The following is a 23,303-nucleotide window of genomic DNA, read 5'->3' as shown; positions in this document are numbered from 1 at the left end:
GCGTGTTAGTACAGTACTGCTAGCACGCCCTACTTGATCAGATATTCAATAAAGGAAGAAGTGAATGTTCAAAAAGCTGTTATCAAGCCCATCGGTTCGCAACTTTGCGCTTTGGGTTAGTACCTTTTTGATGATCACTCCTTCTGTTTCCCTCGCAAACTCTCTAACAAAAACGGATGACTTGGAACCTCGACCAAAGGTGGCGGTTGTGCTCGCTGGTGGCGGAGCGAAAGGGGCGGCACACATTGGGGTTTTAAAAGCATTGGAAGAAATGCAGATCCCTGTCGATATTGTGACCGGTACCAGTATGGGCGCCTATGTAGGTGGGCTCTATGCCACGGGGATGAGTGCTGATGAAATTGAGAGTTTTATCTACACCGTCGATTGGGGCAGCGGTTATCGAGATCGTGTTGACCGTAGCCAACGTCGAGTTCGTGACAAAGAGTATGAAGACCGCTATCAAATTAATACCGACCTCGGCTTAAGGTTCGGTGAGGTACGAGCACCAACGGGTGTGGTGCAAGGCCAGAACATGTTGCGAGTATTGCGTGAGACTACAGGGAACTTAGGGCGATTCGATTCTTTTGATGATCTTGCCATTCCTTATCGTTCTGTTGCGACAGATATTCTTGCCTTAGAAGAAGTCGTACTGGGCAATGGTTACCTTGTGGACGCCATGATGGCTAGCATGTCTGTACCAGGAGCGCTTCCTCCCTATAAGCTCAATGGCCATATGCTTGTCGATGGCGGCGTCGTCAATAACATGCCTGTCGATGTGGCTCGCGCCATGGGGGCTGATGTCGTTATTGCCGTCGATATTAGCACCGACTACAAAACCGAAGATGAATTTACGGGGCTGTTTACTGTCGCGGACCAACTCTCTAACTATCTCGTTCGTCGTAGTACACAACAGCAAGTGGACGAGCTTGAACCTCAAGATATCTATATTCGTCCCAATGTGGGCACCATGGAAACCGTCGAGTTCGACAAAATGCCTTGGGCTTTTCAAGCTGGGTACGATATTACCAAGCAATTAAAAGACAAGCTGAAAGAGTTACGCTTGTCCAACGCGGACTATCAAAAATACATCGACCGCAAACAAGAAGTTCGTAAAACTTTGATTTATGGCGATCAGCGTGTGGTTGATGACATTGTGATTGTAAATAACACGCACTACAGCGATGTGTTGCTGACGAATCGTATTGAATTAGAAACCGGACGTCGTATTTCAACGGCCGAAATTGAGAAAGCCGTTGAAAACCTCTACGCGTTAGATCGGTTCGAGCTCATCACTTATCACTTTGAAGAGGTTGATGGTGAGACATTGTTGGTTTTTGATGTTAACGAGAAGTCGTGGGGGCCTAATTATCTCAACTTCCGATTTTTTCTTGAAGATGACTTCGATACAGATAGCCAGTACGGCATAGGGATATCAACCAACTTTACCAACTTGAACTCTCATGGCGCGGAGTTGGCGTTCAACGTAGAAATGGGCACGGATAAGCTGATTGAAGCTGAGTTGTATTCCCCTGTTTTATCTAGCCAAGAACTTTTTGTATCGGGGCGTATTTCCTATGGCAGTGAGAGCCGAAACTTACCTTTAACAGAGCCTCAAGCACCAGATTTAGAGTCAGTAAATGACTTTTTTCCGGTCACTTACGATGATTTTACAACAGAGTTAGCGATAGGTATCCAACCCACATTGTGGCAAGAGCTTCGATTTGGCGCTCGCTACTCAACCGGAGATATTGAGCTTTCTACTTTGGCTTCTGCTGGTAAATTGGATTTTGAACGTCGTGGCCTGTTTGCCAATTATCGCCTAGATACACTCGATGATTTCGCATTTCCGACTCGTGGGCTTTTAGTCGATCTCGAATATTTAGTGTCTCATGATCAAAGTCCTCAAGGCGTTAGCCTTTTAGAAACTGACAAAATTATTGAAGATACCGTTTATGAAATCTCTGCACGATTTAAAGGTGCAGTGAGTCATCAGCGTCATACTTTAGTCGGACATGCTGAATATAGTTTTGTAGAGAGTAAAAACTCATCTTTACCGCTTGATCCCAGAGAGTTGGGCGGCTTTTTAAGCCTATCTGGAATCCCAAGAAATAGCCTGATCGGACAGAACTTATTTTTCAGCAGTTTGGTGTACCGATATAAGTGGTTTGATAATGATTTCGGATTGTTTGAAGCTCCAGTCTACCTGGGCGCATCGGTCGAATATGGCGGTGTTTGGTCTGATAATGATCTGAAACTAAACGAAGCGCCGCTTTACAATGCTGGCTCCATCTTCTTTGGTGTTGACTCACCAATAGGACCAATAATGTTGGCATACGGTCGTACCGAGCAAGATTTGGATGCTGTGTATTTGATCGTAGGAACATCGTTTAATTAATCGGGTATGAGAAAGCAAAAACTTGGCATATTTGGTCAAAATTAGCAGAACTTTAGTCGTAAGTTGCTATGTTGGTCAAAATGATAAGATTTTAATTTAAGGTTAAATTTGCTATTATTTTGCCCACAGTTTGGCCTCTACGGCGCTGTTTCTCAATCATAATTGAATGAAAACAAGGGCAATGGAGAGCCAAGTTTCCAAGGATGTTCACTCCTTTACTTTAACAATAGTAATAATAGAGGAGGAACCGCAATGAGAGGAAAAAGTCGTGCTTGAAGCCTACCGTAAACACGTCGAAGAGCGTGCTGCTGAAGGAGTTGTTCCTAAACCGCTAGACGCAGAACAAGTTGCTGGACTTGTAGAACTTCTGAAAAATCCCCCGCAAGGTGAAGAAGAAGTCATTCTTGACCTACTTGAAAACCGTATCCCTCCAGGTGTTGATGAAGCTGCTTATGTAAAAGCGGGTTTCCTAACAGCAGTAGCAAAAGGTGAAGTTAAATCACCATTAGTGAGTCGTGAAAAAGCGGCTGAACTGCTAGGCACTATGCAAGGTGGTTACAACATCGAACCGCTAGTTGAGCTATTGGATGATGAAGCACTGGCAGAGATCGCAGTAAAAGCGCTGTCTCATACGCTGCTGATGTTTGATGCTTTCTATGACGTAGAAGAGAAAGCGAAAGCAGGCAATGCGCATGCACAGAAAGTACTTCAATCATGGGCTGATGCTGAGTGGTTCCTTTCTAAGCCTAAGCTTGAAGAAAAAGTCACTCTAACCGTATTTAAAGTAACAGGTGAAACGAACACGGATGACCTTTCACCTGCACCTGACGCTTGGTCTCGCCCTGATATCCCAGTACACGCACTGGCGATGCTTAAAAACGAGCGTGAAGGAATAAACCCTGATCAACCGGGTACTATTGGCCCGATCAAGCAAATTGAAGAGTTAAAAGACAAAGGCCATCAATTGGTTTACGTTGGTGATGTTGTTGGTACTGGCTCTTCACGTAAATCTGCAACCAACTCAGTGCTTTGGTTTATGGGTGATGATATCCCTTACGTTCCAAACAAACGAGCTGGTGGGTATGTGCTTGGTGGCAAAATTGCCCCTATCTTCTTTAACACAATGGAAGATGCTGGCGCACTACCAATCGAAGTTGACGTAACTAAGCTCAACATGGGCGATGTTATCGATGTTTACCCATATGAAGGTAAAGTTTGCAACCACGAAACTGGTGAGGTTCTAGCTGAGTTCTCGCTAAAAACAGAAGTACTGATTGATGAAGTTCGTGCTGGTGGTCGTATCCCATTGATCATCGGTCGTGGTTTGACAGACAAAGCGCGTCAATCGCTAGGTCTTGAGCCTTCGGACGTATTCCGCAAACCAGGTGAAATCGCAGATTCTGGCAAGGGTTACACGCTTGCACAGAAAATGGTTGGTAAAGCATGTGGCGTAGAAGGCATCCGTCCTGGAACCTACTGTGAGCCGAAAATGACGACAGTAGGTTCGCAAGATACTACTGGCCCTATGACTCGTGATGAACTTAAAGACTTGGCGTGTCTCGGCTTCTCTGCTGATCTTGTCATGCAGTCTTTCTGTCACACATCGGCTTATCCAAAACCAGTAGACGTTAACACTCACCATACACTTCCGGACTTTATTATGAACCGCGGTGGTGTATCTCTTCGTCCTGGTGACGGTATTATCCACTCATGGCTAAACCGTATGCTACTACCGGATACTGTCGGTACGGGTGGTGACTCACATACTCGTTTCCCTCTGGGTATTTCATTCCCAGCCGGCTCGGGCTTGGTTGCCTTTGCAGCTGCGACAGGCGTTATGCCGCTAGACATGCCAGAGTCAATCTTGGTTCGTTTTAAAGGTGAGATGCAACCGGGTATTACACTGCGTGATCTTGTTCATGCCATCCCTTACTACGCGATTCAGCAAGGTCTACTAACGGTAGAAAAAGCGGGCAAGATCAACGAATTTTCTGGCCGTATCCTTGAGATTGAAGGCTTAGAAACGCTAACGGTTGAGCAAGCATTTGAGCTTTCTGATGCATCTGCAGAGCGTTCGGCGGCAGGTTGTACTGTGAAATTGTCTCAAGAGTCGATCGAAGAGTACTTAAACTCTAACATCGTGATGCTGAAGTGGATGATCTCTGAAGGCTACGGTGATCGCCGTACTATCGAGCGCCGCATTACAGCAATGCAAGAGTGGCTAGCAAACCCTGAGCTGATGCAAGCAGATAAAGACGCTGAATACGCACATGTGATTGAAATCGATATGGCTGAAATCAATGAGCCAGTACTATGTGCACCGAATGACCCAGATGACGCTCGTTTGTTGTCTGAAGTACAAGGCACAGCGATTGATGAAGTGTTCATCGGTTCTTGTATGACGAACATCGGTCACTTCCGCGCAGCAGGTAAATTGCTTGATAAGTTCAATGGCCAGTTAGCAACGCGCCTTTGGGTAGCGCCACCAACAAAGATGGATAAAGACCAACTGATTGAAGAAGGCTACTACGGTATCTTCGGACGTGCAGGGGTTCGTATTGAAACGCCAGGGTGTTCACTTTGTATGGGTAACCAAGCACGTGTTGCAGATAAATCAACAGTAATGTCGACTTCAACGCGTAACTTCCCGAACCGTCTGGGTACTGGTGCGAATGTTTACCTATCGTCAGCTGAGCTAGCTGCAGTAGGTGCAATCCTAGGTAAGATTCCAACCAAAGAAGAATACCTAGAATACGCGAAGCAAATCGACGCTACGGCAACGGATACGTACCGCTACTTGAACTTCCATAAAATGGATCAATACACCAAGAAAGCGGACGAAGTGATCTTCCAAGAACCAGCATAATCAGAAATGCACAATTCAAAAGCACCTCACATGAGGTGCTTTTTTTATGGGAGCAATTCGCTATACTCGCACCAAATTGATACGAAATAGGCAATCTCGGTGGAATTTGAATTCATTCGTAACACGTTGATGGGCGAGTACTACGTAAAATGTAGCATGGGACATGAGATTGTAGGGCGCTGGTTGCAAGAAGAAATTGGCAAAGATCCGATGAAGATTGCACAAGTTGAAAAGCTAATTGAGCGGTCATTTTTAGCGCCTTCTCAGGAGCATAACCTAACAGGCACGGAAATTAGCTTGATGATTCAGGGCGACGAAGTTCTTGTACAAGAAAACGCATTAGCCCATGAATATGATGTCGAGATGGAAAGTGAGTTCGACTTCTACAATGCAGAAAGTACAGCAAGTTGTGGGATAGAGGATTTCATGACACTTATCGAACAATGGAAAGACTTTTTGAACATTTAATGCACAGTTTTGGGTAACTTCTCTGCCGTTGCTTTAAATTTGTGAAAAGGGCGCACCGATATGGTGCGCTCTTTTTGTTTATAGATATGTAAATTGAGGTTAGCTTTTATTATTCAATGACTTAAAAACTTGGCACGTAGATTGGATTATAAGAAGTGTTTCAGGATGAAAGCTTCGGAGATAACTCAATGAAAATAATCAATGCCATTATTAAGCCGTTTAAATTAGACGATGTACGAGAAGCATTGGCTGATGTCGGTATCGAAGGGATGACAGTATCAGAAGTTAAAGGGTTCGGTCGTCAAAAAGGTCACACGGAATTGTACCGCGGTGCAGAGTATCAAGTTGATTTCCTACCAAAGGTGAAAATTGAAATCGCGACTCACGCAGACAATGTAGATCGCGTTGTTGAAGCAATTACAAAAGCTGCGCAAACCGGAAAAATCGGCGACGGTAAAATTTTTGTTTACGATCTGAACCAAGCGGTGCGTATCCGAACTGGCGAAATGGACGCAGAAGCACTTTAAGAATTCAAAGGATTGGAGATACTTATTATGGAATTAGCAACAACAGTAACCGAGTTACGTTACGCACTTGACACCTTTTTCTTCCTCATTTCCGGTGCGTTGGTAATGTGGATGGCAGCAGGCTTTGCGATGCTAGAGGCTGGCCTTGTGCGCTCTAAAAACACAACAGAAATTCTTACGAAGAACATCTGTTTGTACGCCATCGCATGTACGATGTTTCTGATTGTCGGTTATAACATCATGTATGTCGATAATGGAGAAGGAGGCTGGTTACCTTCATTTGGTACGCTAATTGGTACCCAAGGTGAAGGGGCCGACCACTCTTTAGAGTCTGACTTCTTCTTCCAAGTTGTCTTCGTTGCAACTGCCATGTCCGTCGTTTCTGGTGCGGTAGCTGAGCGCATGAAGCTTTGGTCTTTCTTGATTTTCTCTGCGATTTTAACTGCGTTTATCTATCCAATGGAAGGTTACTGGACATGGGGTGGAGGCTTCCTAGCAGAAGCTGGATTTAGTGACTTTGCGGGTTCTGGTATCGTACATATGGCAGGTGCTTCTGCTGCTCTAGCTGGTGTGTTACTGCTTGGCGCGCGTAAGGGTAAGTACGGTAAAAATGGTGAAATTTATCCGATTCCAGGTTCTAACATGCCTTTGGCAACGTTGGGTACTTTTATCCTTTGGTTTGGTTGGTTTGGATTTAACGGTGGCTCTCAGTTGATGGTTTCAGATTTTGAGAATGCGACAGCGGTTGGTCAGATCTTTCTAAACACTAACGCAGCAGCGGCTGCCGGTGCAATTGCGGCGCTATTCGTTTGTAAAACTACTTGGGGTAAAGCCGATTTAACGATGATTCTCAATGGCGCGCTAGCTGGCTTGGTTGCCATCACTGCAGACCCTCTATCGCCATCACCACTGTACGCGGTTGCGATTGGTGCAGTGTCGGGTGCACTAGTTGTATTCAGTATCATTGCTCTAGATAAACTTAAAATTGACGATCCAGTAGGTGCTATCTCAGTTCACGGTGTGTGTGGTTTCTTCGGCCTAATGGTAGTGCCACTGAGCAACGGTGATGCAACGTTTGGTGCACAGCTTTTAGGTGCCGTAGTTATCTTTGCTTGGGTATTTGGTGCCAGCCTAATTGTGTGGGCAATCTTGAAAGCAACCGTTGGGATTCGCGTTACAGAAGATGAAGAAATGGAAGGTATGGACATGCATGATTGTGGTGTTGGTGCTTACCCAGAGTTTGTTACGGTGAAATAATCATTAGCTTGTAATAAATGGTTACACACTTAACACAATAAAACCTGCTCCGATGAGCAGGTTTTTTAATATTCGTCATTGTCTTCTTATTGAACATACATATAATAACGCAACTGATAAACGTTATCATTAGCATGGTAAAGGATTAAACAATGAAAAAACTGCTAACTCTTTCAGCACTAACTTGCGCTACTCTAGCTCCAACAGCAATGGCTGCTGAAGAAGTGAACGTCTACTCTTACCGTCAACCTTTCCTAGTTGAACCTATGTTCAATGAGTTCACTAAAGAAACTGGCATCAAAGTAAACGTAAAATTTGCTAAAAAAGGCTTAGCAGAAAAGCTAGCTCAAGAAGGTGAGTACAGCCCTGCTGACGTTATTCTTACGACAGACATCAGCCGTCTAGCTGAACTGACAAACAAAGGTTTAGTTCAGAAAGTCGATAGCAAAATCATTGAAGAAAACGTACCTGCTCAATACCAAGATAAAGAGAATGAGTGGTTTGCTCTAACTCTACGTTCTCGTAGCGTTTATTCATCACGTGATCGCGTAGGTAAACTAGGCGCAGATTTCAACTACGCAGACTTAGCTAAGCCAGAGTTCAAAGGTAAAATTTGTACTCGTAGCGGTAAGCACCCGTACAACGTTTCTCTAGTTTCAGCAATGATTGCTCACAATGGCGAAGCAGAAACCAAAGAGTGGTTGGAAGGCGTGAAAGCAAACCTTGCTCGCAAACCACAAGGCAACGATCGTGCACAAGTTAAAGCGATCAAAGAAGGCCTATGTGATGTTTCTCTAGGTAACAGCTACTACCTAGGTAAAATGGTTAACGACAAAGAGCAAAAAGCTTGGGCTGATGCAGTTTACATCAACTTCCCTAACCAAGAGACTACAGGCACTCACGTGAATATCTCTGGTATGGCGATGGCGAAGTACTCTCCAAACAAAGACAATGCTGTGAAGCTAATGGAATTCCTAACGGGTGACAAAGCGCAGCAAATGTACGCAGAAGTTAACTATGAGTACCCAGTTAAAGAAGGCGTGAAGCGTTCTGAGCTTGTGGAATCTTGGGGTGACTTTAAAGCAGACAAGCTTTCTCTAGACGATATTGCAGCCAACCACGAAGCGGCAATTAAGCTATTAGACGAAGTGAAATTTGACCTTTAATTCCTTGTGGGGGTATAACAGTACCCCCATTTGATTAAAGGATATGAGATGTATTTGCAACAGCATTTGTATTTCATACAGCCTGGCAGTAATTAGGCGATGAAAGATAAACACTCTTTATGGAAAACCAGTAGTGGGGTAATAACTCTGCTACTGGTTTTGCCGATCTTAGCGATCTTCTACACCGCGATTGGTGAAACGGATGATTTGTTTGCTCATTTAATGGCAACGGTCATGCCGACTTATATTTTTAACACGGTTGCGCTAACTGTTGGCGTAATGGTGCTGTCCTTAATTCTTGGTATTCCAAGCGCTTGGATAATGGCCATGTGTAAACTGCCGACCGAAAAATGGTTGCAGTGGGCATTGGTACTACCTCTTGCAATGCCAGGTTATATCATTGGTTATATTTTTACTGATTGGTTTGATTTTGCAGGCCCGATTCAGATCTTTTTGCGTGATGTAACCGGATGGGGACCTGGCGAGTATTGGTTCCCTGACATTCGTACGTTGCCTGGTGCGACCTTTGTGTTGGCTTTGGTGTTGTATCCTTACGTGTATTTATTGTGCCGGGCTGCGTTTATGGAGCAAAATGTCTCTTTATTGCAAAGCGCGCGTTTGCTCAAGTGCTCTCCATGGGAAAGTTTTTGGCGCATCTCGATGCCGTTAGTAAGACCCTCTATCGCAGTGGGTTTATCATTGGTCGCAATGGAGACCATTGGTGACTTTGGTACGGTAAGTTACTTCGCGGTGAATACGTTAACCACAGCGGTCTACGATACTTGGTTGGGGTACTCTAATCTTAATGCGGCAGCCAAGATTTCTGCCATGATGCTCGTCATTGTAGTACTGCTTCTTAGTGCCGAACGATACAGCCGCCGTAAACAAAAGCTTTTTCAAAGCCAATTTAACAGTCACGAAGATTTTCGTTACGAGTTGACGGGCTGGAAAAAGTGGACCGCACTAGTTTGGTGCTGGGGCTTGGTTTCGGTCGCGTTTATTTTGCCGCTACTACAGCTGATTGATTATGCGATCACTTATTTTGCACAGAGTTGGACCTCAGAGTTTCGTGAATACGCATGGAATAGCTTAGTTGTGTCTGTTATTGCTGCGATTATTGGTGTTGCTGTCGCACTGATCGTTAACTTTACCCATCGAGTCAATGGTAAACGAGAAAGCTTGGCATTTATGCGTCTTTCTTCTATGGGCTATGCAGTACCAGGAACGGTACTAGCCATCGGTGTGATGGTCGCTGTGCTGTTTATGGATCATCGTGTCAACGACGTTGCTAAAGCCATGGAGTGGAGAAGGCCGGGACTTATCTTTTCTGGTTCCATGTTCGCACTAGTATTTGCCATGGTTGTGCGCTTTTCCGCGGTAGCGATTGGTAGTATCGAAAGTAATTTAAATAAAATTTCTCCGTCGTTAGATATGGCATCGCGCACTATGGGTTGTAAGCCCAATGCCATGCTGTGGCGCGTGCACTTTCCGCTGGTTAAGCGCGGTGCACTGATTGCGGCTTTATTAGTGTTTATCGAGTCAATGAAAGAGCTCAATGCGGCTTTGTTACTTCGTCCGTTTAACTTTGAAACACTAGCCACATACGTTTATAACTTCGCCTCGGATGAGCATTTAGAATTGGCCGCTTTACCAGCGGTCCTGTTGGTTCTTGTTGGGTTGATCCCGCTTGTTGTTGTTAACCGTTCACTGGAGCAAAATCACTGATGAGCTGTGCATTATCAATTAAAAACCTAACGTGCCAATATGATGATCAAACCGTACTCGAATCATTGTCTCTTGAGGTAGAACAAGGGCAGATTGTCTGTTTGCTAGGAGCTAGTGGCTGTGGGAAAACAACACTATTAAAGGCCGTTGCGGGATTATTGCCGTTAACGTCAGGCGAAATGAGTCTAAATTGCGTCACAATTGATGATGGGGAAAACTGGTTGCCGCCAGAACAGCGTAATATAGGGATGATTTTCCAAGATTACGCACTTTTTCCTCACTTGACGGTGGAGCAAAACATTGCCTTTGGCTTAAAGCAGTGCTCGACAAAAGAGAAAAATGCCAAAGTTCAAGAGATGTTAGAACTCGTGCATCTTCAAGGTTATGGCGATCGTTATCCTCATCAATTGTCTGGTGGACAGCAGCAGCGTGTTGCGATTGCTCGCTCATTAGCTTACAGCCCAGACTTACTGTTACTGGATGAACCGTTTTCTAATATTGATACGCAAGTTCGCCATGAGTTGATAAGTGAGATCCGTAAGATTTTTAAGGCCCAAGGTGTGACTGCCATTTTTGTTACGCATAGCCGTGAAGAGGCTTTTGCTTTCGCCGATAAAATGGCAGTGATGAACAATGGAGTCGTCGAGCAATATGGCACAGCATCTGAGCTTTACTACCAACCTTCAAGTAAATTTGTCGCTGATTTCTTAGGTGGTGGCAGTTACCTTGCTGCTAAACGAGTTTCGAATTCAGAATATGAAACCCACTTGGGCGTGGTTGAAGCCACGGCTCAACAAGATATTCCAGTACAGGCGGAGTGCTCTTTACTGCTAAGACCGCAGCATGTACAAATTCAATCCGATGAAGATAGTTCGGTAACCGTATTGGAACAGCATTTTATGGGTGATCACTGCCGTTATGTGATTAACGCGAATGGTGACCGTTTGTTAGCTACAGCTTCGCAAGCATTAAATATAGGTGAGTCCGTCGCGGTGAAAATTGAAACGCAAGGCGTCCTGGCATTTGCTTAACGCTCCTGAGTATCTTTGCTATCTCGTTTACGACTTTCCAACATACAATAAAAAAGCCCGGCTGTGGAGCCGGGCAAGTGCTCTTCTCCTGTTGATGAGCGCCTTTTCAGACAGCGTTGACTCTCATCATAGTGCTCGAAGCGGGCACAAGGTTCAGTTATAAAGACAAGAAGTCTTTAAACTGTTGAAGAACACGTTCCGCAGTGTCCTTATCTTGCATCTCTGCAAAAATTCGTAGCAGTGGCTCAGTGCCAGAGAAGCGAGCGATGATCCAACCGCCGTTTTTGAAGTAGACTTTCGCACCATCTTCATAGCTGACTTTTTCGATTTCAAACTCAAACTCAGGCAACTGCTTTTCAACATAAATCTTGTTGAACAGTACGTCTTTTTGCGCTGGTTTGAACTTGCAATCGCCTTCTGCCATGTAGGCATAGCCGTACTTGCCGTAGATTTCATCCAGCAACTCAGACAGCTTCTTGCCGGTTACTGAAATCATTTCTACCAATAGACTTGATGCGAATACGCCGTCTTTACCTTTGATGTGGCCGCGAATGGTTAGGCCGCCAGAGCTTTCCCCGCCAATCAGTGAGTCATCCGCTTCCATTTTGGAGCTGATGTGCTTAAAGCCTACAGGAACCTCAAAGCATTTCTCGCCATGATCTTCGGCGACTTTATCGAGAAGGTGGGTGGTTGCGATGTTACGTACCACGGAGCCTTTCCAGCCTTTGTATTCAAGTAGGTAGTAGTAAAGCAGCAGTAGCACTTCATTTGGATGAATGAAGTTACCTTTTTCGTCGATAATACCAAGACGGTCCGCATCGCCATCAGTACCGATGCCAATATCGTAACCTTGCTCTTTCACTAGGTGCATCAAACGGTAGAGTGTTGCAGCGCTTGGCGAAGGCATTAACCCACCGAAATCTGGGTTTTTGCCATCGTTAATCACATCAACGTCACAGCGGCCGTTGATTAATACGGTTTGCAGTGCGTTTTTCGCGACACCAAACATTGGGTCGATCAAAACACGTAAATTCGCCTTCTTGATCGCTTCGATGTCGATAAAGTCGATGATTGAGTCAACGAATTCGTTCATCGGATTGATGATTTCAATCAGCTTATCTTCAACCGCTTGTTCAAAGTCGACGCTTTTTACATCTTGCGCAGTGAGCGCGTCTATTTGTGATTCGATTTTTTGGGTGATGATTTCATCTGCGTCACGACCGCCTTCAATGAAGACTTTAATGCCGTTGTAATCGGCAGGGTTGTGTGATGCGGTAATACATGCCGAGTATGCGCAGCCCATTTCTTTCGCTTTAAACATTACGATAGGTGTTGGGACAAATTTGTCGATAAAGCTAACCATAATGCCGTTTGCTGCTAGAACTTCAGCGAACCAACGACCTGCTTTATCGGAAAGAAAACGACGGTCATAGCCAATCACAAAACCGCGATCAGCAACCGATTCGTTATTCGTGATGTTTGCAACTGCTTGGGCAACCAAGCGTACGTTATCTTTGGTGAACTCCTCACCGATAAATGCACGCCAACCGCCTGTACCAAATTTGATCATGATTCGATCCTCGATAAGAGCGGCATCCCACCGCCTCTTAAATCTTTGCTAGCGAACCGATGCACACATCAAACTCAAGTGCATCGGATAAATCAAAAGGGGAAAAGCTCTCCCTCAAAAGATGATTAACCTAGAGTAACGATAACTTCGTTTACTGAACCTTCCGCTTGAACTGGTACAGAGGCACCATTCACTGCTTCACCGTTCACAGTAATCGACTTAACGCCTTTGCTTACTAAGTCTGGGTTAACGACTTTGATGTTGTACGTTGCACCTAGCCATTGACGAGTCACTTCGAAACCAGGCCAGTTCGTTGGGATACATGGATCGATAGTTAGGCCATCGAAGCCTGTACGCACACCAAGGATAAAGTTGGTAACAGCGAAGTAAGCCCAGCCAGATGTACCTGTTAACCATGGGTGGTTTGCACGACCGTGGTCTTGGTGGTCACGACCCATGATGAACTGCACATAGGAGTACGGTTCTGCGATACGTTTTTCGATGATGTCGTTCTGGTTGTATGGGTTTAGCGCATCGTAGAACTTCATTGCACGATCACCACGACCCAGTTTCGCTTCAGCTACCCAAGCCCATGGGTTTGGATGCGAGAATATCGCACCGTTCTCTTTTACGCCTTGGTAAACACGAGTTACGAAGCCGATATCATCATTCGGTGTTGCAAAAGATGGTGAGTTTAGGTGGAGGCCGTATTCAGAGAATAGGTTCTCATCGACAGCGTCCATCGCTTTTTCGCCGCGCTCTTGAGATACCGCACCAGAAAGTACCGCAAGTGTGTTTGACTCTAGGTGTACACGACCTTCTTTTTGTTGCGCTGTACCGATCTTTTCGCCGTTTTTCGTTAGGCCACGGATATACCAGCCGCCTTCTTCGTCCCAAAGGTGTGTTTCACACGCTTCACGCACGTTTGCTGCCATCTCGGTGTATTTTTCAACGTCGGCTTCCTTACCTAGGTATTTCGCTAGGTCGATGAACTCCTGCAGTGCCCAGAAATGTAGGAACGACACCATTGAAGATTCGCCGCCACCTAGGTTCAGACAGTCGTTCCAGTCTGCACGCAGACCTTTACAGATACCGGTTTGACCTACGTATTCAGCCGAGAAGTCTAGCGCGGCTTTCATGTGGTCATAAACCGTTGCATCGCCACCGTCGGCGTAAGGGAGCACTTCGTCGAAGAAGCTGTGCTCACCGGTTTCCATCACGTACTTACAGATGGTTGGAACTAGCCATAGGTGATCATCAGAACAGGTGTCTTCGATGCCGTGAATTTTGTCTTCATCAGAAGGTGTTGGAACTACGGTTGGAGATTTAGATGGTTTAACATCCGCTTTTTCTGGATCAAACCAATCTGGATCGAATAGGTGTAGACCGTAGCCCGCTTTTACTTGGCCGCGCAGTAGGTCAACGATACGTTTGCGCGTCATTGCTGGGTTAGCGTGAGGAACTGAGATTGCATCTTGCGCTGTATCGCGGTAACCAAGACCAGTACGGCCTCCCACCTCGATGAATGAAGCAAAGCGAGACCACACCACACACGTTTCCGCTTGGTATAACGTCCAAGCGTTGATCATGGTATCTAGACCTTCGTTTGGTGATTTCACTTGGAACTTGCCACAACGCTCATCCCAGTGTGCTTTGATACCCGCAAATGCGTTGTCGACTTCTGCAAGGTCTTGGTACTTAGCACGCAGACGCTCTCCGTTGCCTTTACCGATACCGAGAATGTAAGCAAAGCGAACTTCTTCACCCGGCTGAATAGTAAATTGCTTATGCAAAGAGCCACAGTGGTTGTAACAAGTTTGCGCTGTATTGAAACACTTACCTTGTTCTACCGCTAACGGGTTTGCTTCGTCACGGTATAGGCCTAGGAAGCTGTCACGTTGGCCGTCGTATGAATCTGGGGCAAATGTTGAAGCTAGGTAGTAGAAGCCTTCGAAATCGTTGGTGTTGTAGTACAGGTCGTACTCGATCACGCCTTCGTTGTAAGCCGTACCTGCCGAGTACAGAGACATCTGATGGTTTTGGTTATCAGATTGAATGTGGCTGAATGAGAACTCAACAAATGAGAATGCACTGATCGTACGTGGTTTGTCAGAGGTGTTTTTAATCACTACATCCCAGATTTCAGCGTCTTCGCCTTTTGGCACGAACAGAGTTTTTGTTGCGGTAATACCGCTGTATTCACATTTGAACTTAGAGTAAGACAAGCCGTGACGAACTTCGTAGTTTGCTTCGTCTAGGCTCTTCGCAACTGGTTGCCAAGAGATTGACCAGTAATCACCTGTCTCATCATCACGCAAGTAAACGTAGTGTCCTGGGCGATCGAATGTCGCATTTGGACGGAATTTAGTAACACGGTTGTATTCTGGAGAGTTGTAGAACGAGTAGCCACCCGCGTTGTGCGAGATAACCGTACAGAACTTCTCAGTACCTAGATAGTTGGTCCATGGTGCTGGTACGTCAGGGCGAGTGATGACGTATTCGCGATTCTCGTTATCGAAATAGCCGTATTTCATTTGTGTCTTTCCTTTTTACGAAGCTGCATCAGCAGCCAAAATTTAAAAACTCTTCAAGCGTGATGTTTCGACATCAGTTTTGTATTACTTCCACGGTTTACGGTAATTCACTCCCTGCAAATCAAGCAGAGGTAGATGGCCTTTCAAGCGTGATAAATAGTCGGTCCAATCTCGGTGTTGTTTGTCTGTCCAACATGCTTCTGCCATTGCAGTTAAACGAGGGAAGAGCATGTAGTCCATGCGAGGTTGGTTATTGATAATTTCGCACCATAATGCTGTTTGAATGCCCCAAATGCGCTTACGTATTGGGTCGTCAGCAGGCACTTCAGCGAGCGGCTCGTAGTTGTAAGCTTTTTCTAGTGGCAGTGGGTTTGCCCAGTCCACGCCCGGTTCTTCAGGTGCGTAGTCTTGGGTCATATCTAGGTAAGTGGTTTGTGCTGGTTGCAGCACCACATCAAAGCCTTGGCGAGCACAGTTCAAGGCCGCTTCTTCGCTTAGCCATGAGTAGATCACCGTATCTTTACTGACTTTGTCGCCGTGTTGAGCTTCTTCCCAGCCCAGCATGCGTTTGCCCAATTTACGAAGTTTGTCTTCGGCATAACGCAAGAAGTGTCCTTGCAAATCTTTGTAGTCGCTGTAACCCAGTTGTTCCATTAGTGCTTGGCATGCTGGGCTTTTTGACCATACGCCGTTAGGTACTTCGTCGGCACCAATATGAACGTAAGGCGCAGGAAAAAGCGCAGAGACTTCTTCTAGCACTTTGTCGATAAATTCATAGCTCCCCGGCAGAGCTGGGTTAATGACGTTGTCGTTGTAATGCTGAATACTGCGGTATTCGGTGGTATCTTCCGCTTCTACCAATAGGTGTGGTAACGACTTGATGGCGGCTCGGCAATGACCAGGTACATCAATTTCAGGAATGATGGTGATGCCGCGTTGCGATGCAAATTCGATAACGTCTTTGATGTCTTCTTGTGTGTAGAAGCCGCCGTAACGTTCATCAAAGTGCGTGTACTGTGGTTCATTGATCTCATCCAATCCGCGCCAAGCACCAATATCGGTCAGTTGAGGCAGTGATTTGATTTCAATTCGCCACCCCTCATCGTCGGTAAGATGCCAATGGAACGTATTGAACTTGTAATGAGCCAGTTGGTTGATCAAGCGTTTGACTTGCTTAACGGAGTGAAAATGACGAGCACAATCCAGCATCATACCGCGGTAACGAAAACGTGGCCTGTCCTTGATTGAACAGCAAACTACTTCCATTGAGTTAGGTTGATCGCCAACTTTGATTAGTTGTAATAACGTTGCACAAGCATGGGTAAAACCAGACGAAGATCCTGCTTCAATTTTGATTGACTCTTCGGCTGCTTTCAGTTTGTAAGCGCCTTCATCCAAGGTTGGGTTGCCTTTGAAGATGAGCTGACTGCCATTGTCTGATGCGAACTCAAATTGGTGAATGCGCTTAAGCTCATCAAGTAGCCATTCTTTAGCTGAATTGGCCAGGCTTGAATAAACCGCGACGCCAGCATGATGATCAAAGCTAAAATAGTGATCGCTGACCTCAATATGGTTTGGTTTTGGCAGCAAGGGCTGTGCATGGGTTAAACTTGCAGGAATCTCACTGCGTTCACGGTATGGTGAAGCTAATACGATAGGCGTGACATCCACTTGTGCGCGCTGTGGGTTTCCATCAACGACAAAGTTGATCATCGCTTCGTTAAAGCCATCCGAGTAATAACGGAATGGGTTCGAACCAATACTGAATTCACAGTAATAGTGATGGTTGGCAGCCAGTACCACCCCTTCTGGCTTAAGTGTGCAAAAACTACCAATTTGAGTCAGTTGACCATTTGAAACGCTGTCTGGAAGAATGTAACGATCGAAAGCGAAAGTTAAGCTCCAGCTGTTTAGGTCTTGGTCGCTCAAGTTATGAAAGGTGAGGCCAAAGCGGCAGTTTTGTTTCTGCTCAGAAAGGACTACGAGATCAACACGATATTCCATATCTACTCCTACGCCGCACTGAGCGAGTAAAGGTTATGTTCTGGTTTGCCAGCAAACATAATTGCGCCTTCAATCGCGTCAAACTGTGGCTCAACAATCCATTGCTGAACTGGTGGTGAAAGCCAACGTACAATGCGTTCAGCTATGCTGCCCATTAAACAAATACGTGTTGCGCCGCGCTTGTTTAATGCCACGAGAAACATTTCTATATCCGCTGCGGTTTGCTTCAGCATTTCAATGGCCAGTGCATCGCCTTGTTCCGCATGTTGGAAAATAGCCGGAGAAAACTGCCCATAATCACGAGGAAGCGCCTGTTTTGACCACGCCACCACGTTGTCGACCTCATTTTCGAAATGCGTCATAACGTGTTGTGCTAGGGGCGTTTTTTCTCTGATGCCATCTTCAGCTAACAAAACTTGCTGAACTAGGCGTAGCCCCATCACTGCACCGCCACCTTGATCCGAAATAGGGAACTCACGACCACCGACAACATGTTGCTCCAATCCGTTAAGGTAGATGCCACAAGAACCGGTTCCCGCAATCATGATTGCGCCATCTTCGCCATTGTGCGCACCAACGCACGCACCGTAAGCATCGGTATTCAGAGTCATACTGGCAAATGGATGAGGAAGAGACATGAAGGCTTGCCAAGATGCTTTGTGCTCTGCGCCAGCAAGGGCTAAGCCGACGTGCATCGACGCGAAATCTTGTTGTGTCAGACCGCCTTGCTCGGTAGCCGAAGTGATGGATTCAAGAATCGAAGCCATTGCTATTTCAGCACCTAGCATGATGTTGGCACTGCCGCTTTTGGCCTCGCCAAGAAAATTACCTTGTGAATCTTTAATCCTGGCTCGACATGACGTGCCGCCACCATCGATACCGACAAAATACATTCCCATGATTATTCTTCCTTCATATTTTTAGAGGTCGCCAACTGAGAAACATGCTGAGCTTGACTCATTATCGCGAGTAAGTACCAAGCGCCATGCGGGATCCATTGTTCGCCCCAGCGCCAGTTTTGTAACACGTCTTCTTTTTGTGCAGGTGGGTTAAATGCAATGTCTTCCTCGTCTTCAAAGCCGCCAGTGATTCCGTTACACACGCCACCTTTTGCGTTGAAGAAACCATATTGAGGGAGGTAATCAGGGTTGTTACGACCATGGCCATCTAGCATGCACATGTCGTATGGGTTTAAGCCTACAACCCAGTTCAATGCATCTTGAGCAAACACAGAAAGTTGTTGCTGTACTTCTTGCGACGCTATATGCGGTTGAGCAAGGTACGCCATGGTCGCGAGTGAGCCCAGTCGAGCATTCTCGCCTTGCCACCAATAGCCGGATTCATTGTTGTGTGCGACAAAAAATGCCTCGCGTTTTGACTCATTTACGCCTTTAACATATTGGCGAGGGTAACCGAATGGGTTGATCACTTTATTCGATATTGTGACCTCAAACTCACACGCTAGGTTGACGATACGTTTTACCGATTCCGCTCGTGCTGAGTCGTCTTCAATTGATAGATATTCGCATAGGGCAATAACTGGTAGACCAGCTTCGGCTGCGTGAAAATATGGACGGCTGCCGTCTTGGTTTGCTGACCAAAAGTGTTGAATCTGCTCATCGCTCATTTGGCGTGCAACTAAACGTTGCGTCCACAAACGGCTCTCTTCCAAGTAGCGAGTTTCTTTGGTTGCTTTAAACAGTTCTACACAAGCCAGTAGCGCACAGTATTCGTCGATAATGTTTTCTTCCCCATCATTGAGGTACTGCGTATTATGCTCTTTTAAGTGCCAGTAACCATTTTCGGCAGCGTTGCGGTATTTTTGTTGATCGTATTCACCGTGAACACTTAAACGCGACGCTGCCGCTAGCGCTGCAATGGCGACACCGCCACCTTGTCGAAAGCCTGCTTGATAGTCGTCAAATTTGTGACCAAGTTGAGTTTCGTACGCGCAAATCTCGCGTTGCGCAGTATCTTTGCTCCACTTGTCAAAGACCGTCATGTAGAAAAAGCCTTTTTCGTTTTGCATACGCACAAGAAAGTCTGCACCGAACAGGGCTTCTTCAATCAGACGTGTACGTGTGAAAGCTGCAATGTCTTCGCTTCCTTCAAGCAATGAAACCCCTTTTAGGATGTTCCAAACCACCATTGGGGTTTGTTGAGGATTCAAATAATTCGCGTATGAAAGGTGACTTAAATACTTGCTAACGTCTCCTGATGCGTCGTACCAGCCGCCGTGTACATCAACCTTTTTATTGGAGTTTAGTACTGGAAGTTGTCGATCTTGTTGATCGAAGATCCCGCCGCAACGTTGCGATTTGAAGTAGTGGATCACATCTGACAAAGTTTGATCCAACAGAATGTGTTCGCCAACGATGAAAGAGGAAGAGCGCGTATCTTCTACTTGCAAGAAATAGTCACCTGACGTTGTGAAAGAGGAAAAGTCGATGAGGTAGAAATAGCCCTGATGCCAGTTCGCCACTTTACCTTGTTCTTCAACCGCAAAAGTTGCCACGGTTTGCTCGCTAGTGGCACAAATCAATTGAGCAGTGTAAGAAGACAAGTGTGGTTGTTCGGTCTGGATAATGGCTTTCTTTGGGCCCAGACGTTCATAACCAATGTGGTTAGTCAGTAGCAGCATTCAATGTCTCCGGGAAACGATAAAAACAGGAATGGGCCAGGCTGAACCTGACCCTCGTTATGATTAATCTTCAAATAAGTAACAGCGGACAAAGTGGTTGTCGGACAGTTGAGTGACGCCCGGTAGTCGTTCGCGACATTTGTCGGTAGCGTGTACACAACGTCCAGCAAATGGACAGCCGACAGATTCTGGTGTCCAAAGTGGGATTTCCCCTTTGTTGCCTTTCAGTTTCTCGTGAATAGACTTCGATGGATCTGGAACCGCAGATACCAACAGTTGCGTATATGGGTGTTGAGGATCGTGAATGATTTCTTCAGTATCGCCCCATTCAACCATGTGACCTACGTACATGACCGCGAGATCTTCAGCAATGTAACGCGCTGTTGCGATGTCGTGAGTGATGTAAAGCAGAGACATTTGTTTCTCGAACTTCATCTCTTCCATCAAGTTCAGAACACCGGCACGGATTGATACATCGAGCATCGATGTTGGCTCATCCGCCAATACCACTTCTGCACCAACTGCGATGTTACGAGCTAGGTTTACACGTTGACGCTGACCGCCAGATAGCTGGTGCGGGAACTTTTGCGCCGTTTCTTTTGGTGGAATAAGACCAACTTGTTCAAGTAGGTCGTACACACGCTCTTCCAGTTCTTTCTTGTTGCTAGGTGAGACCTTTTTGTGGATTAGCAGTGGTCGAGCAATATGGTGGAAGATATTGTGCGTTGGGTTTAGCGAGCCAAACGGGTCTTGCCACACCATTTGTACACCTTCACGGTAGGTCATTAAATCGTGACGAGAGGTGATGTCTTGGATATCACGACCTTTGTATTCAATGATGCCATCGGTTGGTGCGTACATTTTTGCAATCATTTTTGCAGTAGTAGACTTACCTGAACCAGATTCACCTACCACTGACAAGCCGCGGCTCTTGTACATTTTGAAAGAGACGTCGTTGATTGCGCGCATCTTAGATTGTTTGATTGAGTTACTGTTTAAAGGGAAGTCCTTAACGACATTTTTACCCTCAATCAGCAGTTCGCCGAATTGTTTGCTCATAATTCTCTCCAGTGTAATTTTTGTTCTTAGCTAGCGTTTTTTTGTTGTTAAACCTTAGCTTGAGCAATGGTGTCGCCGTACAAATGGCAATTTGAGAGGCGACCTGGTTCAATTTGACGTAATTGGGTTGGTACACGTGTACATGCTTCATGTACGCGGTCGCAACGAGCTTGGAAGCGGCAGCCCTGTGGTACTTCTAGCAAGTTCAACGGGTTACCTGGAATACCAGTCAATTTGGTCTTTGGTCCAGTTAGTGGAGGGAAAGAGCTACCCAAACCTTTGGTGTAAGGGTGGTAAGGACTTTCCAGAATTTGCTTAGAAGGCGCGACTTCAATCAACTCACCTGAGTACATGATGCCGATACGATCCGAGAACTCGACCATCAATGACAAGTCATGTGTGATGAACAGAATTGAGAAACCAAACTCTTCTTTAAGCGCGTAAATTTTTTGTAGAATCTCACGTTGAACTACCACGTCTAGTGCCGTTGTAGGTTCATCCATGATGATCATTTTTGGGTTCAGAGCCAAAGCGATAGCAATAACCAGGCGTTGACGCATACCGCCAGAGAATTGGTGTGGGTAATCGCTTAGTCGGCTAGGGTGGATATCAACGATTTCCAATAGACCTTCAGCGCGTGTTTTTGCTTGAGCGCGAGTCATATTGGTATGACGCATGATGACGTCACAGAACTGCTCTTCCATGGTTAGAACAGGGTTCAAAGCGTTCATCGCACTCTGGAATACCATCGACATTTCACTCCAGCGGAACGCTTGCATGCGATCATCGCTGTACTGAAGGATATCTTCACCGTTGAAGATAACCTCACCACCTGTGATAAACGCTGGCGGCTTATGAAGGCGCATTAGTGAGAAGGCAACAGTGGATTTACCACAGCCAGATTCACCAGCCAGACCGAATACTTCACCGGGTGCAATGTCGAAGCTCACGTTGTTACAGGCGCGGACATCGCCCGCGTCTGTGATGTAGTCTACGCATAGGTTACGGATGGAAATTAGTGGTGCAGTCATGATTATTTATCTCCGCTCCATAGTGCATTTTGTGGTGCCAGTTCAGGCTCACGCTCTTTCTTGTCTTTTGCTGCTAGTTTTTTCCAGCGTTTCATGCCTTTGTGAGAACGAAGTTGAGGGTTCGCAATTTCGTCAACGGCAAAGTTCAACAGAGCAAGACCAGTAACCAGTAATGTTAGGGCAATACAAGGTGCTAGTACTTCCCACCATGCGCCAATCAGCATGGCTGATGAGGTTTGCACGTTGTAAAGCATGATGCCCCAACTGATCGTGTTGGCATCACCCAAACCTAGGAACGAAATGACCGCTTCAGTGTTGATCGCCAGCATTACTGAGCCAATGAAGCTCGCACCGACAATTGGGATAAGGTTTGGTAAAATCTCAACAAAGATGATGCGGAATGAAGACTCTCCCAATACTTCGGCAGCTTTAACGAACTCTTTCTCGCGTAGTGCCATAGTTTGAGAGCGGACAACACGTGCACCCCATGCCCAAGAAGTACCAGCGATAATCAAGGCAATGGTGAGTGGGCCTGCTTCACCGATAAAGGCCGCCAACACGAATAGCAATGGATACTGCGGAATTACTAACATGATGTTCATCGCGGCACTCAATACGTCATCCACTTTACCGCCGAAGTAACCTGCCGATATACCAATGACTGTTGCTAAGAAACACACGATGATGCCAGCACCAAAGCCTACACCCAGTGATACTCGTGCACCGTAAGCCACCTGCGACCAGATATCGCGACCCATTCGGCTAGTACCTAATACGTGGTCGGCCTTTTTAGACATAAGCAGTGTACGACGATCGTCTGCTAGGTTTTTAGCGACCCAACCATCAGGGTTGTTTTGTGCCTGTTTTACAACAAAGCTTGGGTATTCGTGTGGGTTACCGGTTCGCTTGTCTGGCGCATGCTTTGTAAGTAAAGGAGCGGCAATCGCAACGAACACGAACAGCGTAACAATGCCAAGACCAATGCGAGCAAATGCGTTACCTAAAATAAGTTTGAATAGTTCTTTCATG

16 protein-coding genes are annotated in these 23,303 nt (G+C 46.0%); 8 read left to right on the top strand and 8 right to left on the bottom strand.

Features of this window, described 5'->3' with window-relative positions; translation table 11 throughout:
- The first annotated feature begins 64 nt into the window (after nucleotides 1–64).
- The 8 genes from R8O10_RS07275 (at nucleotide 65) to R8O10_RS07240 (ending at nucleotide 11,435) form a co-directional block, all read left to right on the top strand.
- Nucleotides 65–2,395, top strand: a complete 2,331-nt coding sequence (locus R8O10_RS07275; RefSeq protein WP_047102650.1) for a patatin-like phospholipase family protein — start codon at nucleotides 65–67, stop codon at nucleotides 2,393–2,395.
- Nucleotides 2,396–2,663: 268 nt separating this feature from the next.
- Nucleotides 2,664–5,261: a bifunctional aconitate hydratase 2/2-methylisocitrate dehydratase gene (gene acnB, locus R8O10_RS07270; protein ID WP_005380009.1), complete on the top strand. Its 2,598-nt coding sequence runs from the start codon at nucleotides 2,664–2,666 to the stop codon at nucleotides 5,259–5,261.
- Between the two features lie 99 nt (nucleotides 5,262–5,360).
- Nucleotides 5,361–5,729, top strand: coding sequence for a YacL family protein (locus R8O10_RS07265; protein WP_182016242.1), 369 nt, complete (start codon nucleotides 5,361–5,363; stop codon nucleotides 5,727–5,729).
- A gap of 188 nt (nucleotides 5,730–5,917) precedes the next feature.
- On the top strand, nucleotides 5,918–6,256 hold the full coding sequence (locus R8O10_RS07260; RefSeq protein WP_005386570.1) for a P-II family nitrogen regulator: 339 nt from the start codon (nucleotides 5,918–5,920) through the stop codon (nucleotides 6,254–6,256).
- 27 nt (nucleotides 6,257–6,283) lie between these two features.
- Entirely contained in the window at nucleotides 6,284–7,513 is a 1,230-nt protein-coding gene (locus R8O10_RS07255; protein ID WP_318191258.1) for an ammonium transporter, read from the top strand.
- Between the two features lie 152 nt (nucleotides 7,514–7,665).
- Complete coding sequence (locus R8O10_RS07250; protein ID WP_005386566.1) at nucleotides 7,666–8,679, top strand: Fe(3+) ABC transporter substrate-binding protein; 1,014 nt, start codon at nucleotides 7,666–7,668, stop codon at nucleotides 8,677–8,679.
- Between the two features lie 99 nt (nucleotides 8,680–8,778).
- Nucleotides 8,779–10,404 (top strand): iron ABC transporter permease, encoded by a 1,626-nt coding sequence (locus R8O10_RS07245; protein WP_318191257.1) that lies wholly within the window; start codon nucleotides 8,779–8,781, stop codon nucleotides 10,402–10,404.
- Entirely contained in the window at nucleotides 10,404–11,435 is a 1,032-nt protein-coding gene (locus R8O10_RS07240; RefSeq protein ID WP_318191256.1) for an ABC transporter ATP-binding protein, read from the top strand. Before R8O10_RS07245 ends, R8O10_RS07240 begins: the two co-directional genes overlap by 1 nt.
- A gap of 157 nt (nucleotides 11,436–11,592) precedes the next feature.
- Here R8O10_RS07240 and R8O10_RS07235 read toward each other — a convergent pair whose 3' ends face one another.
- The 8 genes from R8O10_RS07235 to R8O10_RS07200 form a co-directional block, all read right to left on the bottom strand.
- The gene (locus tag R8O10_RS07235) at nucleotides 11,593–13,005 is read right to left on the bottom strand and encodes a phosphoglucomutase/phosphomannomutase family protein (protein WP_318191255.1); all 1,413 of its coding nucleotides are present in this window, start codon (nucleotides 13,003–13,005) and stop codon (nucleotides 11,593–11,595) included.
- Between the two features lie 125 nt (nucleotides 13,006–13,130).
- Nucleotides 13,131–15,539 carry a GH36-type glycosyl hydrolase domain-containing protein gene (locus tag R8O10_RS07230; RefSeq protein ID WP_318191254.1) on the bottom strand — a complete coding sequence of 803 codons (2,409 nt, stop codon included), beginning with the start codon at nucleotides 15,537–15,539 and terminating at the stop codon, nucleotides 13,131–13,133.
- An 84-nt stretch (nucleotides 15,540–15,623) separates the two neighbouring features.
- The gene (locus tag R8O10_RS07225; protein ID WP_318191253.1) at nucleotides 15,624–17,543 is read right to left on the bottom strand and encodes a beta-N-acetylhexosaminidase; all 1,920 of its coding nucleotides are present in this window, start codon (nucleotides 17,541–17,543) and stop codon (nucleotides 15,624–15,626) included.
- A gap of 8 nt (nucleotides 17,544–17,551) precedes the next feature.
- Nucleotides 17,552–18,442: an N-acetylglucosamine kinase gene (locus R8O10_RS07220; RefSeq protein ID WP_005380046.1), complete on the bottom strand. Its 891-nt coding sequence runs from the start codon at nucleotides 18,440–18,442 to the stop codon at nucleotides 17,552–17,554.
- Nucleotides 18,443–18,444: 2 nt separating this feature from the next.
- Nucleotides 18,445–20,184 (bottom strand): glycoside hydrolase family 9 protein, encoded by a 1,740-nt coding sequence (locus tag R8O10_RS07215; RefSeq protein ID WP_171343196.1) that lies wholly within the window; start codon nucleotides 20,182–20,184, stop codon nucleotides 18,445–18,447.
- Nucleotides 20,185–20,247: 63 nt separating this feature from the next.
- Nucleotides 20,248–21,243: an ABC transporter ATP-binding protein gene (locus tag R8O10_RS07210; protein WP_054579087.1), complete on the bottom strand. Its 996-nt coding sequence runs from the start codon at nucleotides 21,241–21,243 to the stop codon at nucleotides 20,248–20,250.
- Between the two features lie 47 nt (nucleotides 21,244–21,290).
- A complete protein-coding gene (locus tag R8O10_RS07205; protein WP_005386550.1) occupies nucleotides 21,291–22,274 on the bottom strand; it encodes an ABC transporter ATP-binding protein in 984 nt (327 codons plus the stop codon).
- Nucleotides 22,275–22,276: 2 nt separating this feature from the next.
- On the bottom strand, nucleotides 22,277–23,302 hold the full coding sequence (locus R8O10_RS07200) for an ABC transporter permease (RefSeq protein WP_047102642.1): 1,026 nt from the start codon (nucleotides 23,300–23,302) through the stop codon (nucleotides 22,277–22,279).
- Nucleotide 23,303 lies beyond the last annotated feature (1 nt).

Source organism: Vibrio sp. 1727 (genome assembly GCF_033344415.1).
GTDB lineage: Bacteria > Pseudomonadota > Gammaproteobacteria > Enterobacterales > Vibrionaceae > Vibrio > Vibrio alginolyticus.
This window is presented reverse-complemented; position numbering and strand designations above follow the sequence as displayed.

What these genes read in the sequence shown, in the direction of transcription:
- R8O10_RS07205 (WP_005386550.1), bottom strand. Translation starts at nt 22,274, where the DNA reads ATGACTGCACCACTAATTTCCATCCGTAACCTATGCGTAGACTACATC.
- R8O10_RS07235 (WP_318191255.1), bottom strand. Translation starts at nt 13,005, where the DNA reads ATGATCAAATTTGGTACAGGCGGTTGGCGTGCATTTATCGGTGAGGAG.
- R8O10_RS07260 (WP_005386570.1), top strand. Translation starts at nt 5,918, where the DNA reads ATGAAAATAATCAATGCCATTATTAAGCCGTTTAAATTAGACGATGTA.
- R8O10_RS07220 (WP_005380046.1), bottom strand. Translation starts at nt 18,442, where the DNA reads ATGGGAATGTATTTTGTCGGTATCGATGGTGGCGGCACGTCATGTCGA.
- R8O10_RS07200 (WP_047102642.1), bottom strand. Translation starts at nt 23,302, where the DNA reads ATGAAAGAACTATTCAAACTTATTTTAGGTAACGCATTTGCTCGCATT.
- R8O10_RS07225 (WP_318191253.1), bottom strand. Translation starts at nt 17,543, where the DNA reads ATGGAATATCGTGTTGATCTCGTAGTCCTTTCTGAGCAGAAACAAAAC.
- R8O10_RS07215 (WP_171343196.1), bottom strand. Translation starts at nt 20,184, where the DNA reads ATGCTGCTACTGACTAACCACATTGGTTATGAACGTCTGGGCCCAAAG.
- R8O10_RS07275 (WP_047102650.1), top strand. Translation starts at nt 65, where the DNA reads ATGTTCAAAAAGCTGTTATCAAGCCCATCGGTTCGCAACTTTGCGCTT.
- R8O10_RS07255 (WP_318191258.1), top strand. Translation starts at nt 6,284, where the DNA reads ATGGAATTAGCAACAACAGTAACCGAGTTACGTTACGCACTTGACACC.
- R8O10_RS07240 (WP_318191256.1), top strand. Translation starts at nt 10,404, where the DNA reads ATGAGCTGTGCATTATCAATTAAAAACCTAACGTGCCAATATGATGAT.
- R8O10_RS07210 (WP_054579087.1), bottom strand. Translation starts at nt 21,243, where the DNA reads ATGAGCAAACAATTCGGCGAACTGCTGATTGAGGGTAAAAATGTCGTT.
- R8O10_RS07230 (WP_318191254.1), bottom strand. Translation starts at nt 15,539, where the DNA reads ATGAAATACGGCTATTTCGATAACGAGAATCGCGAATACGTCATCACT.
- R8O10_RS07250 (WP_005386566.1), top strand. Translation starts at nt 7,666, where the DNA reads ATGAAAAAACTGCTAACTCTTTCAGCACTAACTTGCGCTACTCTAGCT.
- R8O10_RS07245 (WP_318191257.1), top strand. Translation starts at nt 8,779, where the DNA reads ATGAAAGATAAACACTCTTTATGGAAAACCAGTAGTGGGGTAATAACT.